General features: G+C 73.6%; 14 protein-coding genes. 5 read left to right on the forward strand and 9 right to left on the reverse strand.

The features are described 5' to 3' along the window. Positions 1-2 precede the first annotated feature (2 nt). From ACSURM_RS34895 to ACSURM_RS34920, 6 genes are read right to left on the reverse strand one after another with little or no spacing between them, the layout of a single operon-like run. Positions 3-806 carry a class I SAM-dependent DNA methyltransferase gene (locus ACSURM_RS34895; RefSeq protein ID WP_436959952.1) on the reverse strand — a complete coding sequence of 268 codons (804 nt, stop codon included), beginning with the start codon at positions 804-806 and terminating at the stop codon, positions 3-5. Positions 807-816: 10 nt separating this feature from the next. After that, positions 817-2,076: an MFS transporter gene (locus tag ACSURM_RS34900; protein WP_436959953.1), complete on the reverse strand. Its 1,260-nt coding sequence runs from the start codon at positions 2,074-2,076 to the stop codon at positions 817-819. Next, complete coding sequence (locus ACSURM_RS34905) at positions 2,073-3,131, reverse strand: mandelate racemase/muconate lactonizing enzyme family protein (protein WP_436959954.1); 1,059 nt, start codon at positions 3,129-3,131, stop codon at positions 2,073-2,075. Before ACSURM_RS34905 ends, ACSURM_RS34900 begins: the two co-directional genes overlap by 4 nt. Next, positions 3,052-4,212 (reverse strand): PLP-dependent cysteine synthase family protein, encoded by a 1,161-nt coding sequence (locus tag ACSURM_RS34910; RefSeq protein ID WP_436959955.1) that lies wholly within the window; start codon positions 4,210-4,212, stop codon positions 3,052-3,054. Before ACSURM_RS34910 ends, ACSURM_RS34905 begins: the two co-directional genes overlap by 80 nt. Next, positions 4,209-5,042 (reverse strand): Rossmann-like domain-containing protein, encoded by an 834-nt coding sequence (locus ACSURM_RS34915; protein WP_436959956.1) that lies wholly within the window; start codon positions 5,040-5,042, stop codon positions 4,209-4,211. Before ACSURM_RS34915 ends, ACSURM_RS34910 begins: the two co-directional genes overlap by 4 nt. Next, complete coding sequence (locus tag ACSURM_RS34920; protein ID WP_436959957.1) at positions 5,039-6,295, reverse strand: ATP-grasp domain-containing protein; 1,257 nt, start codon at positions 6,293-6,295, stop codon at positions 5,039-5,041. Before ACSURM_RS34920 ends, ACSURM_RS34915 begins: the two co-directional genes overlap by 4 nt. A gap of 298 nt (positions 6,296-6,593) precedes the next feature. On the opposite strand from ACSURM_RS34920, the gene ACSURM_RS34925 reads away from it, so the two are divergent. From ACSURM_RS34925 to rpmF, 3 genes are read left to right on the forward strand one after another with little or no spacing between them, the layout of a single operon-like run. Beyond that, complete coding sequence (locus ACSURM_RS34925; protein WP_436959958.1) at positions 6,594-7,952, forward strand: alpha/beta hydrolase; 1,359 nt, start codon at positions 6,594-6,596, stop codon at positions 7,950-7,952. Between the two features lie 27 nt (positions 7,953-7,979). After that, positions 7,980-8,534: a GNAT family N-acetyltransferase gene (locus ACSURM_RS34930; protein ID WP_436959959.1), complete on the forward strand. Its 555-nt coding sequence runs from the start codon at positions 7,980-7,982 to the stop codon at positions 8,532-8,534. 59 nt (positions 8,535-8,593) lie between these two features. Beyond that, on the forward strand, positions 8,594-8,764 hold the full coding sequence (rpmF, locus tag ACSURM_RS34935) for a 50S ribosomal protein L32 (protein ID WP_436959960.1): 171 nt from the start codon (positions 8,594-8,596) through the stop codon (positions 8,762-8,764). A 132-nt stretch (positions 8,765-8,896) separates the two neighbouring features. On the opposite strand, the gene ACSURM_RS34940 is transcribed toward rpmF, so the two are convergent. After that, positions 8,897-11,206, reverse strand: a complete 2,310-nt coding sequence (locus ACSURM_RS34940) for a beta-L-arabinofuranosidase domain-containing protein (protein WP_436959961.1) — start codon at positions 11,204-11,206, stop codon at positions 8,897-8,899. Between the two features lie 429 nt (positions 11,207-11,635). Between ACSURM_RS34940 and ACSURM_RS34945 the strand changes: the two genes are divergently transcribed. Both ACSURM_RS34945 and ACSURM_RS34950 read left to right on the forward strand, forming a co-directional pair. Beyond that, positions 11,636-12,406, forward strand: coding sequence for a class I SAM-dependent methyltransferase (locus tag ACSURM_RS34945; protein ID WP_436959962.1), 771 nt, complete (start codon positions 11,636-11,638; stop codon positions 12,404-12,406). A 220-nt stretch (positions 12,407-12,626) separates the two neighbouring features. Beyond that, entirely contained in the window at positions 12,627-13,361 is a 735-nt protein-coding gene (locus tag ACSURM_RS34950) for a dienelactone hydrolase family protein (protein ID WP_436959963.1), read from the forward strand. A gap of 90 nt (positions 13,362-13,451) precedes the next feature. Here ACSURM_RS34950 and ACSURM_RS34955 read toward each other — a convergent pair whose 3' ends face one another. Both ACSURM_RS34955 and ACSURM_RS34960 read right to left on the reverse strand, forming a co-directional pair. Then, a complete protein-coding gene (locus tag ACSURM_RS34955) occupies positions 13,452-14,030 on the reverse strand; it encodes a hypothetical protein (protein ID WP_436959964.1) in 579 nt (192 codons plus the stop codon). A gap of 35 nt (positions 14,031-14,065) precedes the next feature. After that, positions 14,066-15,265, reverse strand: a complete 1,200-nt coding sequence (locus ACSURM_RS34960) for a polyprenyl synthetase family protein (RefSeq protein WP_436959965.1) — start codon at positions 15,263-15,265, stop codon at positions 14,066-14,068. Positions 15,266-15,379: the final 114 nt, after the last annotated feature.

Below are 15,379 nucleotides of genomic sequence, written 5' to 3' on the forward strand. Positions count from 1 at the left end.
ATTCAGGGGCGGTGTGCCAGGCGGGCGACGAGGTGCAGCCGGTCGGCGTCGGCCGTCTCGCCGGGCGGATCGCCCTCGTGCCACACGGGCTCGGTGCGCGGGCCCGGCCCGTCGTGCAGGGCGAGCACCTCGAAGCCGTGGGCGGCGAGGAGCCGGCGCAGCTCCTGCGGGAAGAGCAGCCGCCACGCGGAGCGCTGTTCGACGGGTGGGGAGCCGTCGTCGGCGGTCCACACGCGGGTGCGGCGCAGCAGCTGCGCGGTGCGGTCTACGTACAGGCGGGTGGTGGAGCGGTAGCCGACCCCCTGCCACTCGAAGCCGTTGACGGCCGGGGTGTCGAGCAGCTCCGTACGGCCGAGGAAGAACGCGCCGTTGCGCATCTCCGCGACGAGCAGCCCGCCGTCGGCCAGCGCGTGGCGGCACGAGGCCAGGAAGCCGTCGAGCTGGTCGTTGGTGTGGCAGTACAGCAGGGCGCTGTCCAGGCACACCACCGCGTCGAAGGCGCCCTTGCCGAGGTCGAAGCCGCGCAGGTCGGCCCGGACGTAGGCGGGCCCGGGATGGTGTGCGCGGGCGTACTCCAGCATGGCCCGCGACAGATCGGCGCCCGTGACCGTACGGCCGGACGCGTGCAGGTGGGCGGCGTCCCGGCCGGTGCCGCAGCCCAGGTCCAGCACGCGGGGGCCGGGGGCCGCGTACCGCCGCAGGCAGTCCTCGGCCCAGCGCCCGGCGAGCCGTCCGGGATCGGGGAAACGCGCCTCGTACAGCGCCGGGTTGTCGGTGAGCAGGTTCCTCGAGAGCGGGTCGTCCATGGGTGTCTCCTCACGCGGGCGCCGGTACGGGCGCGGCGACGGCGGGCAGGACGCGGCGGCGGTGCAGCCAGGCGACACCGGCGGCGGAGGCGAGCCCGAAGGCCAGGCAGCACGCCCAGGGCAGCCAGGGCGCGCCCGCCGGTCCGGCGGTGTCCATGGCCCAGCCGACGACGGTGTTGCCGACGGCGGCGGCGATGCCCGACACCACGTAGAACAGACCGAAGTAGGTGCCGGTCAGCTCGGCGCGGCCGAAGCCGGGGATCAGCTCCATCACGAACGGCTGGGCCGTCATCACGCCCAGGTAGAGCAGCAGTGCGCCGGCCAGCACGGGCAGGGCGCGCAGCACCGCGTCCGTGTGGCCGCCGGGAGCCGTCGCGTACCCCGTCACCGCCATCGGCGGTACGAAGGACAGCGCCATCAGCACGAGCCCGGCGCCGATCCAGCGTGCCCGGGCGCCCCGCGACTTCAGCGCGCGAGTGATCCGCAGCTGGAGGCCGAGGTTGGTGAGGGTGCCGACGAGGAACACCAGGCCCGCCGCCCCGTCCCAGCCGGTCGCCTTCCGCGCGCCGTCGGGGAGCAGCAGGTAGAGCTGGTTCTCCATGGTGAACATGCCGACCATGGCCAGGGCGAACAGCAGGAAACGGCGGTTCCCGGCCACCTCCCGCCAGTCCCCGAGGACGCTGCCGCGGGCCGGCGCGACCTCGTGGGCCGGCAGGACGAGTGCCTGCGCCACGGTGAGGACGGCGAAGATTCCCGCCGCGGTGAGCGCGGAGACCCGGAAGTCGGCCAGCAGCAGCGCGCTGCCCAGCAGCGGCCCGATCAGTGCGCCGGCGGTCGCGAACACGTTGAACAGGGCGAACGCCTCCGCCTTGCGGTCGCCCGCCGCCAGCGCGAGATAGGCGCGCACCGCCGGGTTGAACAGCGCCCCGGCCAGTCCGCTGAGCACCGAGGCGGCGAGCAGCACGGGCAGCCCGTCGCCGAGCGCGAAGAGCCCGAAACCGACGGTACGCAGCGCGCACCCGGCGATGATGACCCCGCGCGCGCCCAGCCGGTCCGCGGCCGAGCCGCCGATGAGGAACAGGCCCTGCTGGCTGAGGTTGCGCACGCCGAGGACGATGCCGACGACCGCCGCCGACATCCCCAGGTCCTCGCCCAGGTGGACGGCGAGGTAGGGGACGAGCAGGTAGAAGCCGGTGTTGACGCCGAGCTGGTTGACCAGCAGCAGCCGGATCGCGAGCGGGAAGCGGCGTATCTCGTGCCACGTCCTCATGCCGCCGCCCCCTCGGTGTGCCGGGTGCGGGGCCGCACGCCCAGGCCGGGTTCCCGGCTCGCCCGTACGGTGCCGTCGTGGCCGCCGATGCCGGTCCAGGGGTCGTCGGCGAGGAGCAGGTGCCCGTCGAGGTCGGCCCAGCGGGCGCGGTCGGCGAGGTGCACGGCCGGGGCGATGCCGAGGGTGCTGGCGGTCAGGCAGCCGAGCATCAGCTCGGTGCCGCTGCCCTCGAGCAGCCCGGCGATCCGGAGCGCCGCGTACACGCCGCCGCACTTGGCGAGCTTGACGTTGATGCCCTGCACCCGCCCCGCCAGCCGGCGGGCGTCCTCGACGCCGACCGCGTCCTCGTCGGCGACGATCGGCAGCGGCGACCCCTCGGCGAGCCGGGCGAGCGCCTCCGGGTCGCCCGGCCTCAGGGGCTGCTCCACGGCCTCGACGCCCAGCTCCGCGAAGAGTGGCAGCAGGCGCCGCGCGGTGTCCGCGTCCCAGGCCCCGTTGGGGTCCAGCAGCAGCCGCGCGTGCGCAGCGGCGGCGCGTACGGCCCGTACGCGCTCCACGTCCTCGGCGGGGTCCCGGGCACCGGCCTTGATCTTGAGGACGGAGAAGCCGTCCCGGACGAGGCGGGCGGCCTGTGCCGCGGCCCGGCCGGCCGGGATCAGGCCGATGGTCCGGGCGGTCCGGGCGGCCGGAGCCGCCGGGGCCCCGAGGAGTTCGTGCACCGGGACCCCGGCGCGCTTGCCCACGAGGTCGAGCAGCGCGGACTCGACGGCCGCCACCACGGCGGGCGGAGCGCCGGGACGCTCGCCGTCGCGCAGGGCCTCCAGGGCGCTCTCGGGCGTGGCGAACCGGGCGAGCCACCGCGTCTCCGCGTGCAGCAGCCGGGTCAGGGTCTCGGTGTCGAGGCCGTAGTAGACGCTGGTGACGGCCTCACCGTGGCCGTGCTGTCCTTCGTGCTCGACGGTCAGCCAGACGGCCTCACGGGCGGCCATCGTGGAGCGGGATATGCGCAGCGGCTCGGTGAGACGCAGATGTGCGGTGCGCTGACTGGCCTTCACAGGGGTTCTCTTCCGTAGGGGTGTCGAGTGGATCGCGGACGGTCCGGCACCGCGCCCAGCCGGTCGCCTCCACGGCCCCGGGGTGCGGGATCTCGACGGGGCGGGTGGCGGCGCGGGCCGGGTCGAGCCCGTGCGCGGCGGCGAAGTCGTCGTCGTACACGCTGCCGAGGTAGCGGTGCGGCCCGTCGGGGAAGACGGTGGCGACCACCGCGCCGGGGTGTACCCGGGCGGCCCAGGCGGCGACGAGGGCCACGGCTCCGGTGCTCCAGCCCCCGCTGACGAAGTTTCCGGCGGCCAGCCGCCGGCAGGCGTCCGCGGCCTCGGCCGGGCCGACCCAGTGCACCTCGTCGAAGGCGTCGTAGGCGACGTTGCGCGGGTGGATGCTGCTGCCCAGGCCCCGCATCAGCCGGGGCCTGGCCGGCTGGCCGAAGATCGTGGAGCCGGTGGCGTCCACGCCGATCAGCCGCAGCCCCGGCCAGTGCCGGCGCAGCGGGCCGACGATGCCGGCGCTGTGCCCGCCGGTTCCGACGCTGCACACGAGGACGTCCAGATGGTCGAGCTGGGTGGCCAGCTCGGCGGCCAGGGACGCGTAACCGGCGCTGTTGTCGGGGTTGTTGTACTGGTCGGGCCAGTACGCGCCGGGCAGCAGCGCCAGCAGTTCGCGCAGCCGGGCGAGCCGGGCGGCCTGCCAGCCGCCCTCGGCGGCCGGGCGGTCCACCAGCTCCAGCCGGACGCCGTAGGAGCGCAGCAACTGCCGCATCGACGGCTCCAGTTCGATGTCGCCGACCAGCACGACGGGATGCCCGAGTGCCTGCCCGGCGAAGGCCAGGCCGACACCGAGCGTTCCCGAGGTGGACTCCACCACCGGTGCGCCCGGCTGGAGTTCACCGCGCTCCCGGGCGCCGAGCAGCATGGAGACGGCAGCGCGGGCCTTCATGCCGCCGACGCCGTGCGCTTCCAGCTTCGCCCAGAAGCCGGGGTGCGGACACGGCAGGTCGACGGTGATGCGGGCGAGCGGCGTACCGCCGAGCAGGCCGAGCAGTTCGCGGTTGCCCGCCGGGCGCAGGACGGCCGTGGTCACAGGGCGGCTCCATAGCGGTGGATGGTCCCCGGGCCGCCGTCCAGCCAGAAGAAGGGGTAGGGCTCCGCGCACACCGCGCTGACCCCGGCGCCGATGAGGTGCGGCAGGACGGCGCTGCCGGTCTGGGCGAACATCACCAGCTCCTTGCCGTGCCGCAGGGCGTGCTCCCGCAGCGGCTCGAAGCTGCCGTTGCCGAGCGTCATGCCGGAGGCGAGGATCGCGTCACAGCGCTCCAGCTCCGCCGGCGCGTCGGTCCGCACCGGCTCGCCCCACTCGGTCGTGCCGCCCTTGAGGTCGCACGGGACGTACGCCAGCCCGCGCTGCCGCAGCGCCTCCAGCAGCGAGTTGACGACGCCGACCACGAGCACGGTGCTCCCGGGCGGGGCGTCGAGCAGCTCCACGACCGCGCGGGCCCGGGCCTGGGACTTGTGCAGCGAGGTGCCCGCCGGCAACGGGCAGGGCCGTGCGCCGTTGGCGGGGAGGTGCGGCCGGACGTGCATCAGGTACGCGTCGAGGGCTGCCACGCGCACCGGCGGCAGCTCGTGCCCGAGGAGCCGGGCGACGTCGGCGCCGACACAGTCCTCGACGGCGCCGTCCGGCAGCGCGCCGGGCTCGACCGCGCACGAGCCGACGGCTTCGCCCAGGCGCAGGCTCAGCACCTCGTTGCGGTACCCGCCGCCGCGCCCGTCGTGGCGTACCGCCTGCCGGGTGGTGAACGCCACGGTGATGCGCTGGGTGGCCGGGTCCGGTCCGAGGCGGCCGTCGAGAACCCGCCGGACGAGGTCGTCGTACGAGGAGGCCGTGGTCCGTATGCCGGTGGGGGCGGTCATCGGGCCACCACCCGGGGCCGCAGTCCGGCGAGCAGGGACTCGACGCGGTCGCGTGCGCCGAGCCCGCCGGTGTCTCCGGCCATGATGTGCCCGAGGTACTCGTTGTTGCTGGCCGCCGCCCGCACCGCCGTGCCGGGCTCGGGGAGCCGGAGTTCCAGCACACCGGCCGCGTCGAGCACCTCGTCGGCGCCGTCGACCGCCTCCAGCACGCCGTCGCCGTCCGGCACGAGGAAGGCGATGGCGGCGCTGGTGAGGCCGGTGTCCGCGCGCCGCAGGTCCGGTGCGCGGCCGAGGGCCACCGCGACTCCGGCGGCGGCCAGGTCGATGCCGGTCACATGGCGTATCAGCTCGGTGATGCGGTTGCCGGCGGGGCGCGGGTTCACCTCCACCAGGCGTGGCCCGGCGGGCGTCAGCTTGATCTCGGTGTGTGCCACGCCCGAGTCGAGTCCGAGGGCCTTCAGCGCGTCCAGCGCCGTCCGTTCGGCCGCCTCGGTGTCGGCGGGCGGGAGCGCGGCGGGGAACATGTGCCCGGTCTCGACGAAGGCGGGTGCGCCGCCGACGCTCTTGTCGGTGACGCCCACGACGTGCGTGGTGCCGCCGTGGGCGACGGTCTCGACGCTCACCTCGGGCCCTTCGAGGAGTTCTTCGAGGAGGACGACGGGGGAGCGGCGCTGTCCGCGGGCGTTGACGGGGAAGCCGGCCAGCGCGCGGTAGGCGTGTGCCAGGGCGGGTTCGTCGTCCACGCGCCGTACGAACATCCCGGCGCACAGGTCCACCGGCTTGAGCACCAGCGGGTAGCCGAGGTCCCGGGCCGCGGCGGCGGTCTCGGCCCAGTCGCCGCAGACCGCGAAGCGGGGGCCGGGCACACCGGCCTCGGCCAGGATCCGGCGGGTGGCGTCCTTGCGGCACGCGTTCTCCACCGCCTCGGGGGCGGGGCCGGGCAGCCCGAGCCGTCCGGCGATCCGCGCGGCGGCCGGGAGGTAGTAGTCGCAGGAGGTGATCACGCCGTCGAAACACAGGCTGTCGTGGGCCCGTTGGACGAAGGGCAGCAGCGTCTCGTCGTCGTTCGTGTCGGCGGTGAGCACATGGCGGGCGGCCAGCAGGGGGTGTGCGGTGCCCTCGGGCGCGGAGCGCAGGTAGTGGTGCAGGTCGCGGGTGAGGAAGGTGAACTCGTGCCCCTCCTCGCGGATCGCCCGTGGCAGGAGTCTGCTCATCGATCCGACCCAGCTCTCGACCATCAGCAGATGAGCCACGGCTTCCCCTTTTCACGGTGTGGACGAAGGACTGCTGTCGTGCCGACGGCGTGTCGCGCATGCGTCGGCTTGACCGAGGGGGACCTTATCGATATTCGTTTTCATTGTCATCTGATGTCACGTCGGTTCTCTGAATGCGAGACTCGTGCTCCCTGCCGTACGCCCTCTGAGCGCTCTGTGCGCCCTCGTCACCACCGCCGCCGTCCCGGCCCCGGCGGCCCCTTCCGCCGCAACTCCCGTACCATCTGAGGCCGTTGCCGCCCCCGCCCCACTGCGGTTCGGCGCCTGCCCCCGGTCCGTGCCGTCCCCGCCGCCGCCCGACCGGGTGGAATGCGGTTGGCTGGAGGTCCCGCTGGACCGGGAGAGCCCCGACGGCCGGCGGATACGCATAGCCGTCTCCCGGGTGCCCGCCTCCGGCACACCCGGCGAGCGGCGCGGCGTCCTCCTCGTGAACCCCGGCGGGCCCGGCGGCCCGGGGCTGTCGTACGCCGTCACCAAGCGGGCGAAACTCCCCGAGAGCGTCCGCCGCGCGTACGACGTCATCGGCTTCGACCCGCGCGGCACCGGACTGAGCGCACCGGCCGACTGCGGCGCGATGGGCGGCCTCTTCGACAGCCCGGCCCCCGACCCCGTCCCCGTCGGCCGTGCGGCGGAGGCCGCGTACCTCGGCTCCTTGCGGCGCATGGCGGACGACTGCGCCGCCGGTGCGGGCGACGCCTTGTCCCAGCTGTCGACCGCCGAGACCGCCCGCGACATGGACGCCCTCCGCTCGGCCCTCGGCGAGCGGCGGATCGGCTTCCTCGGCGTCTCGTACGGCAGTTACCTCGGCGCCGCCTACGCCGCCCTGTTCCCCCGCCGGGTCGGCCGCATGGTGCTCGACAGCGTGGTGGGCCCGTGGAGCTGGTACGACTTCGACCTGCGCCAGAGCCGGGCCCTGCTGCGCCAGCGCGAGGTGTTCTTCGCCTGGGCCGCCCGGCACCGGAGCCGCTTCGGCCTCGGCGGTCGCGCCGACGAGGTGCGCCAGGCCTACGCACACGTCCGCGACGGGCTCGCGGCCCACCCCGTGGACGGCTTCGGCCCCGCCGAGTTCGACCGCGCCGTCTACCGCGCCCTCGGCCGCACCGAACGCTGGACCGGCCTCGCGGACGGCATCCGGGCGTACCTGCGCGACGGCGGCACCGGCGGGCTGCGCCCCGAAACGCCGTTCGACGGCGCCGCCTCCCGCACCTACGAGTCCGCCAACCGCATCGTGAAGTGCGCCGACGGGCCCGGTCCCGCACCCGCCCGGGTCCTGGCCGACCTGCGGCGCACACGACGGATCGATCCGCTGCCCGTGCTCACCGGGATGGAAGCCTCCGCCTGCGCCTTCTGGCACCACCGGCCCGGACGGCGCCCCGGCCTCGGCAGTCCGGACGCCCCGCCGGTGCTGCTGGTGGCGTCCGAAGGCGACCCCGTCACCCCGGCCGAGGGAGCCCGGCGGCTGGCGCACCGGTTCCCCGGCTCACGCCTCGTCACCCTGTACGACGACTACTCCCACGGGGTCTTCGCCAGCCGGGGCAACCCGTGCGTGGACCGGACGGTCGCCGCGTACCTGGTCGACGGGACGGTGCCGGCGGCACACGTGCGCTGCGCCGGACCCGGCCTGCCGACCCCCTGACACCCCCCCGCACCCCAGGAGACAGCGATGAGCCACCCCCCGCACCCGGCGTACACCGTCCGCCCCGCCACGAAGGCCGACGTGGAAGGCGCGCGGCGACTGATGCTGGACACCTTCTACCGGGACTTCGGCTACGGCTACGTCCCCGAATGGCACCGCGACGTCATCGACATCGAGGCCACGTATCTGGACCACCCCCGCCACCTCCTGCTCGTCGCCCGCCACGGCGACGAGGTGGTGGCCACGACCGGCGTGCGGTCGGCGGGGCCGGCCCATCCGCCGCACCCCCGCCGGCTCGCCGAACGCTACCCGTCGGGCACCACCGCCCAGCTCGTCCGCGTCTACGTGCGCGCCCCGCACCGCCGTCGGGGACTGGCGCGGACGCTGGTGCGGCGGGCGTGCGACTTCGTCGCCGGGACCCCCGGTTACGACAGCATCTATCTCCACACCAACGTCGACGTGGAGGGCGCGGAGGCCTTCTGGCGCGGCATCGGGAAGGAGGTGTTCGACGCGCGCACCACGGGCGAGCACGGTCCGGGCGTCGGCACCGTGCACTTCGAGATTCCCCTCCACCGCCACTAGGAAAACGGGAATCATTTTCATGTAGAGTGGCCGAGTTCCGTTTCCGACCTGGAGGTCCCATGGCTGTCCCGAAGCGCAAGATGTCCCGCAGCAACACGCGTCACCGCCGTGCCCGGTGGAAGGCGGACGCGCCCCGCCTGGTGCCGGTCACGGTCGACGGGGTGTCGCACCTGGTACCGCGGCGGCTGGCCAGGGCCTACGAACGCGGCCTGCTGCCGGTCAGGGGGTGAGCGGCAGCGGGGTGCCAGGGGCGCGAGCCGGACGCGGCGCCCCCTTCATGGGCGCCGGCGCGCCGGCCCTGTCGATCGGCGCGCACCTCCAGGTACCCCGCGCCCCGGCCACCGGTGGTCGTCCGCCGCCCGTCACCGTATGACGCGCCACCGGTTGTCGGCGGTGCCGTCGTCCGGGGCCTGCACCGCGAAGGCGCCCATCGCGGTGGAGTTGTTCTCGATGCCGAGCAGTTTCCCGCTGTGCGCGTTGCGGATCTTGAAGGTGCCGTCGCCCTGGTCGATCAGGAACCACCGGTGGTCGGCGGTGCCGTTGTCCGACCACTGCAGCACGGCGGCGCCGTCGGCCGTGGACATGTCCCGTACGCCGAGCACCTTGCCGCTGTGCACATTGCGGAAGCGGACGGCGTCACCGTCGGGGACCAGCTCCCAGTCGTGGTCGGCGGTGCCCGAGTCGCTCCATTGCAGCGCACGGCCGCCGTCGGCGGTGGACATGTCCTGGATGCCCAGCACCAGACCAGCGGCCGCGTTGGCGAGCCGGACGGACGCCACACCCCCGGTCCTCCAGTAGACGGTGTAGTTGTGGCCGTGCGCGTCGTGGAACGGACCCAGGGCCACGGGGGAGCCGTTCGCCGTGGCGGTGAAGGCGAGCGCGGTGGAACTGGTCCGCCTGATCGAGGAGACGTCCAGGGCGGGAAGGGAGCCGAGCGCGGTGTCGCCGTAGTCGCCGGCCAGGACGACCGGTCCGTAGGTGACCGCGGCGACACCCGGGTTGTCGTCGGCCGGGCGCACCACGGTACGCATGGGCAGGCGGACGGTCACGGTGTCGCCGGACGCCCAGGCGCGGGTCAGGGCCGCGTAACTGCCAGGGATCGTAGAGATGTTCTGCACGACGCCGTTGACGCTGACGGTGGCCCCGGCGGTCCAGCCGGGGATGCGGACGCGCATCGTCCAGGTTCCGCCGACGTCGCCGGTGACCCGCAGGGTCGTGGTGTCGCTCGCCGGGTACGACGTGGTCTGGGTGACGGTGATGCCGCGCTGCGTCCAGGTGAGCACCGAGGGCACGAACAGGTTCACGGTCAGGGTGGTACCGGCGTGGAAGTACACCGAGTCCATCAGTCGGGTGTGTATCTCCAGGCCCGTGCCCTGGCAGCACCAGAACGTGGTGTAGTCGGTGCTCCAGGTGCCGCCGCCCCAGGCCGGCCCCACACCCCGCCGGCCGCCGGGGTTGAGCGGGGTGAAGTAGGTGACGTGGCCGTGCGGGTCGGCCGGGTTCTGCTGGCCGATCATCTGGTTCAGCCACGCCTGCTCGTAGTAGTCGAACAGCTCGGCCCGCTCCGGCGTCAGCGCGAACAACTCCCGCGTCAGCGCGAGCATGTTGACGGTGTTGCAGCTCTCGCAGGTGTCCTGCCGCAGGTAGGCGGCGATGGCGCCCGGGGCACGGAAGTGCTCCGCCTGGCTGTTGCCGCCGATGGCGTAGGTGTGGGCGTGGACGCAGAAGTTCCAGGCGTTGGTGGCGATGTCCCGGTAACGGGTGGTGCCCGTGGCCTTGTACGCGCGGACGGCCCCGATCCACTTGGGCACCTGGGTGTTGGCGTGCAGCCCGGCCAGCCGGTCCTCGCCGGCCGCCAGCGGGTCGAACACCGCGGCGTGGTCGAACCGCCGGGCGACGGTCAGCCATCGCGCGTCGCCGGTCTGCTGGTACAGATCGGTCAGAACGGCGTTCATGCCGCCGAACTCCGTGCCCAGCATGGCCTGGAGCTGCGCGGTGGTCAGCCGGCCGGTACGCCGGTCGACCCAGCCCGCCAGGGCCAGCAGCACATCACGGGCCTGCGTGCTGCCGATGTACCGCCACACGTCCAGCAGGCCGGTCAGCGTCTTGTGGACGGTGTAGTACGGCACGTTCCCGTTGGACAGCGTGCGCGCCTCCAGGGCGGTGAAGTCGGACTCGGGATAGCCGGAGAGATACCCCGCGCCGAACCCGGCGGCGCCGTTGTTGGCCTGGCACTTGGCCAGCTCCGCGACCATGTACAGGGCCTTGTCCCGGCAGACGCCGTCCCCGGTCACCGCGTACGCCTGGGCCCACGCGGTGAGGAAATGACCCTGGACATGGCTGCGGAAGGGGAAGTCGGGGGCCTCCCAGCCCCCGGTGGCGGCCGCGCCGTTGGTGGACAGACGGTGGTTGGCGCGGAAGTTGTACAGCAGCCGGTCGACGTCGACGAACCGCAGATAGCTCTGGGTCCGGTTCTGGTTGTCCAGCCATCGGCTCGCGGTCAGCCTGACCTGGCCGAGCTCGAAGGGGAAGACCTGGGCTCCGATGTCGGGCCGGGCGGGGGGTACGGCCGCGTGGGCGGCGGAGCCGCCGAGGGCGGGGCCCACGGCGGTCGCCGCGGCGGTGGCCCCGGCGAGCTGGAGGAGACGTCGTCTGCTGACGGAGGAGGACATGGACACACCCTTTCGGTGTTCGGAATCTCGAACTCCGTTCGCGAAATCGTCGAGAACATAGTTGGGCGCCCGACGGGCCGTCAATGTCGACGACCAGACTCTTCCCGGGAGCCGCCGCGACCACCTCGCTCGCGCCGGCCGCCGACCTCAAAGGCAGGTCCGGAAGTGAGAACGCCGTTCTCCGTCGGCCACTGACCGACTGATCCACTGACCGGTCCCTCCTGTGCTTCGCGGGGGCTGACGGAGTCCCGCTCCGCCAAGGGGCGTACGCCGCGCCGTCCGGGTCCGCTCCGGTGCGCCCCCTCCGCCGCGCACCCGAAGCGTGTTCCCCGCTGGACGGACACCCCCGCCGTGCCACTGTGGCGTCGCCGAAGGGCACCGGTGGCGCGCCGGGCAGGGCACGCCGCCGTAGCGGAGGGAGCGTGGGAAGTGGAGCTGGAGAAGGCCGCGTGGACGGGCATCGCGGGGACACACGCCGACGCCTATCGGAAGGGGTTCGACATGTTCCTCTCCGGGACGGACGAGAAGACCACCACCCACGCCTACCTGCGCCGGGTGGTGGACCGGCTGCCCGCCCGGCGGACGCTCCTGGACATCGGCGCCGCCCAGGGCACGACGACGAGCTATCTCGCCCCGTACTTCGAGCGGGTCGTGTGCGTCGAGCCCAGCGAGCCCATGCGGCGCGCGCTGGCGCGGGCGTGCCCGCGGGCGGAGCTGGTGGCCGAACCGGTCGGCGAGGCCCGGGTGGACGCGCGGGCCGATCTGGCCCTGCTGTCCCACGTGCTGTACTACATCCCCCGTGCCCAGTGGGCGGCGACGACGGCACGCGTCATGGAGTGGGTGGCGCCGGGCGGCGTCCTGCTCGTGCTGCTGCAGAATCCCGACAGCGCCTGCATGCGCATGGTGCGCCACTTCACCGGCCGCCACTTCGACGTGCGGGAACTCGTCGGCGAACTGGCCGCCCTTCCGCCCGGCCTGGCCGGCCGCACCGAACTGGACGTCCTCCCCGCCCGCTACCACGGCCGCAGTCTGGAGGAGACCCTCACGGTCGCCGACTTCCTCCTCAGCGTCCCCGACGCCCCTTCCCCGACCCGCGAGGCGGTCGAGGCGTACGTACGGCGGCACTTCGACAACGAGGACGGCACGTACACCTTCCGCCACGACCAGCACGTACTGAGCATCGAACGCCCGGCATCCTGAGCGAACGGCGGCGACTTGGATTCGTTCGGTGGGCTACGATGCCGAGATGAATACCGGGACGGCATCGCGCCACGCACGGATCGGTGACCCGGTGCTCTCCTGAGCGCCGTGCGGGCCGGTGCGGGCCCACTGTCCGGCCGAGGTCCTTCCGCCGCCGCGCGGGCTCCGCCTCCGTCGTGTTGATCGCAGGTTCGAAAGATCAACCACGACAGGAGAGTTCATGCCCATCAAGACATTGCTGATCCCCACCGCCGACGGCCAGGCCGACGCCTTCGCCGCCTTCCCCGACCACGGCGAGCGGCACCCGGCGGTGCTGATGTACCCGGACGGCTTCGGCATCCGGCCCGCACTGCGGGAACTGGCCCGTGAGCTGGCCGGGCACGGGTACTACGTGCTGGTCCCCAACATCTTCTACCGGCACGGCCCGGCACCGGTGATCGCGCTTCCCGAGCACATCGGAGAGGAGACCCGGCCCGAGGTCTTCGCCCGGCTGATGCCTCTGATCGAAGCGCACACCACCGAACACGCCCGGCGCGATGCCGACTCCTACCTGGAATTCCTCACCACCCGGCCGGAGGCCGCCACCGGGCCGGTCGCGGTGACCGGTTACTGCGTAGGCGGCCTCCTGGCGGTGCGCACCGCCGCCGCCCACCCCGGCCGCGTGGCCGCCGTCGCCGCGTTCCACGGACCCGTGGGCGCCGACGGCCCCCGCCTCCTGTCCGGGCTCACCGCACAGGTCCACTTCGGCCATGCCGAAGGAGACATGACCCCCGAGGCCCTCGGCGAGCTCAACCAGGCCCTGGACGCCGCGGGGGTCGGCTACACCTCCGAGATCTACCCCGGCACCGTCCACGGCTTCACCATGTCCGACACCGACGCCTTCAGCCCCGCCGGACTGCGCCGCCACTGGGACCGCCTGCTTCCCCTGCTGGACCGCGTCCTGGCCGGCCGCTGAGGCTCCGGCACCGGGTCCCGCGCACCGGCTACGGCCTCTGGGGCACCAGGGTCGTAGCCGGTGCGCCTCTTCGGGTACCGTCGCGCCGGATCAGGGGGCCTTCTTCGCGGTCCCGCCGCCGCTGCCGCCGGCCTGCGCGCCGCCACCGGACTGCGTGCCACCGGTGGCCTGGCCGCCGCTCTGGCCGGCGGCGGCGGACAGGTTCTGCAGGGACTCGAGGGCCTTGGTGAGCGAGGTGAGGGTCTCCTGAAGCTGGGCGACCTGGCCGGGCAGGCCGGACAGTGCCGTGGCGAGGTCCACGGCACTTCCCGCCGCACCGGCCGCGCCGGAGGCCCCGGCCAGGAGACCGCTCAGCCCGGCGAGCGGTGCCCCCGCCGCCCCGCCCGCCGTGCCCAGCCGACTCGCCAGGCCGGTCACGTCGGACAACGGCTCGCCCCTGAGCAGCCGGGCCGCCTCTTCCTCGCCCAGGCTCTGCAACGCGGCCAGTTTGCCCAGCAGTTGGAGCGACTCCGCGGGCAGATTGGCCACCGCCTGCAGGCGCAGCTGCCGGGTGAGCAGGTCGGCCCCGGAAGACGCGGAGGCGGCCGAGGGGCGGTCGAGGATGTCGTCGAAGGCCTTCTTCGCGTCGTCGGCGAGGTCACCGATCAGGGTGCGGAAGGTGTCCGTCATCGAAGTTCTCCTTGTGCGGTGCGAGGGGGAGCGGCTCAGGTGTTCCAGGTGCGGTGGATCACGGCCGTGGCGGCCTCTGCCAGGGCCGTCGTACGGGGTGAGTCGGGAAGGTGCGGTGCGAGGCCGGCCCAGGCCTGCCCGAGCAGACGGGTCGCCTCCTGTTCGCAGACGCGGACCGCCCCGGTGTCCTCGATCGTCCGCGCGGCCCGCTGGACGGCCCGCTCGTCCGGGTCCGCGCGCAGCGACTGCCACAGGGCGGCCGCCTCGGCCCGCGGCAGCAGGGTGACGGCGTGCGCCAGCGGAAAGGCGACCTTGGCGTTGGACAAGTCCTCCGCGACCCGCTTGGTGACCCGCTGCCGGTGGATCACGCCCCGCAAGTCGCAGACGTCGTCCATGATCTGGTAGGCGAGCCCGAGGGCTTCACCGAACTCCCCGATGGCGGCGCGCTGTTCCGGTGCGGCCCGGCCGATGAGGGAGCCGATCTCGCACAGGGCGCGCACCTGGGCTCCGGTCTTCAGCCGGTGGGTGAGGGTGAGCATCCGCAGCAGCGGCCCGGCGTCCCGCGTGGCCAGCGCCAGCTCCAACTCCTCCGTGTGACCCTGGAGGTCCAGGGCCTGGCCCGCGTGCGTGGCGCGCAGCCCGGCCAGGTACGTCTCGTACACCGCCAGGCGGAGTTCCGCGTCCTCGGGCAAGGTGCGCCGGACGGCGCGGTCGAAGCTGAAGTAGGCCGCGGTGCCGGCGTTGATGGCCGTGCTCTCCCCGAAGAGGACGTGGGCGGCCGGACCGCCGCGGCGCAGCGGGGAGGCGTCCTCGACGTCGTCCACCATGAGGGAGCCGGCGTGCCCCACTTCGCAGGCGGCGATCACTTCCGCGTACGGACGGGGGTTGACGCCGAACGTCTCCAGGACCCGGGCCATCAGGTGGGCGCGCCAGCGTTTGCCGCCCGCGTCGAGCAGATGGCGCACCGGGGCGACGAGGGCGGCGTGGAGCCGCCGGTCGCGGCGGTCGTCACCGATCTGCTTGGGTCCGGGCCGCCCCTCGCTGCCCATGAGTTCCAGGCTGAGGGTGGTCGTGGGGGAGGGCGGGCAGAGATGGGCGAGCCCCTCGTCCAGCGCCGCCGCCACGCGTGCGGTGTCGCCGCTCGTCGTCACGGGGCCGGGCGGAGTCCGCGGCTGCACCACCACCCCGGTGCTGCCCGTTCCGGGGCCGGGCAGCGGTGACGTTCCGTCAGACATGAGACCACTCGCTTCATTTACGACTGCACTGACCGGCTAAACGTAGCGAACAATCATAGATGACACGAAACGTGAAGCTCGATAGGAAAATCGTATAAAAGCTCGGTTTGTTTG

Source organism: Streptomyces sp. SudanB182_2057 (assembly GCF_964272715.1).
In the GTDB taxonomy this organism is placed as follows: Bacteria; Actinomycetota; Actinomycetes; order Streptomycetales; family Streptomycetaceae; genus Streptomyces; species Streptomyces rubradiris.

Bases quoted from the DNA above. Each gene is read 5' to 3' on its own strand.
- ACSURM_RS34955 (WP_436959964.1), bottom strand. From the start codon at position 14,030: ATGACGGACACCTTCCGCACCCTGATCGGTGACCTCGCCGACGACGCG.
- rpmF (WP_436959960.1), top strand. From the start codon at position 8,594: ATGGCTGTCCCGAAGCGCAAGATGTCCCGCAGCAACACGCGTCACCGC.
- ACSURM_RS34950 (WP_436959963.1), top strand. From the start codon at position 12,627: ATGCCCATCAAGACATTGCTGATCCCCACCGCCGACGGCCAGGCCGAC.
- ACSURM_RS34960 (WP_436959965.1), bottom strand. From the start codon at position 15,265: ATGTCTGACGGAACGTCACCGCTGCCCGGCCCCGGAACGGGCAGCACC.
- ACSURM_RS34900 (WP_436959953.1), bottom strand. From the start codon at position 2,076: ATGAGGACGTGGCACGAGATACGCCGCTTCCCGCTCGCGATCCGGCTG.
- ACSURM_RS34895 (WP_436959952.1), bottom strand. From the start codon at position 806: ATGGACGACCCGCTCTCGAGGAACCTGCTCACCGACAACCCGGCGCTG.
- ACSURM_RS34940 (WP_436959961.1), bottom strand. From the start codon at position 11,206: ATGTCCTCCTCCGTCAGCAGACGACGTCTCCTCCAGCTCGCCGGGGCC.
- ACSURM_RS34930 (WP_436959959.1), top strand. From the start codon at position 7,980: ATGAGCCACCCCCCGCACCCGGCGTACACCGTCCGCCCCGCCACGAAG.
- ACSURM_RS34915 (WP_436959956.1), bottom strand. From the start codon at position 5,042: ATGACCGCCCCCACCGGCATACGGACCACGGCCTCCTCGTACGACGAC.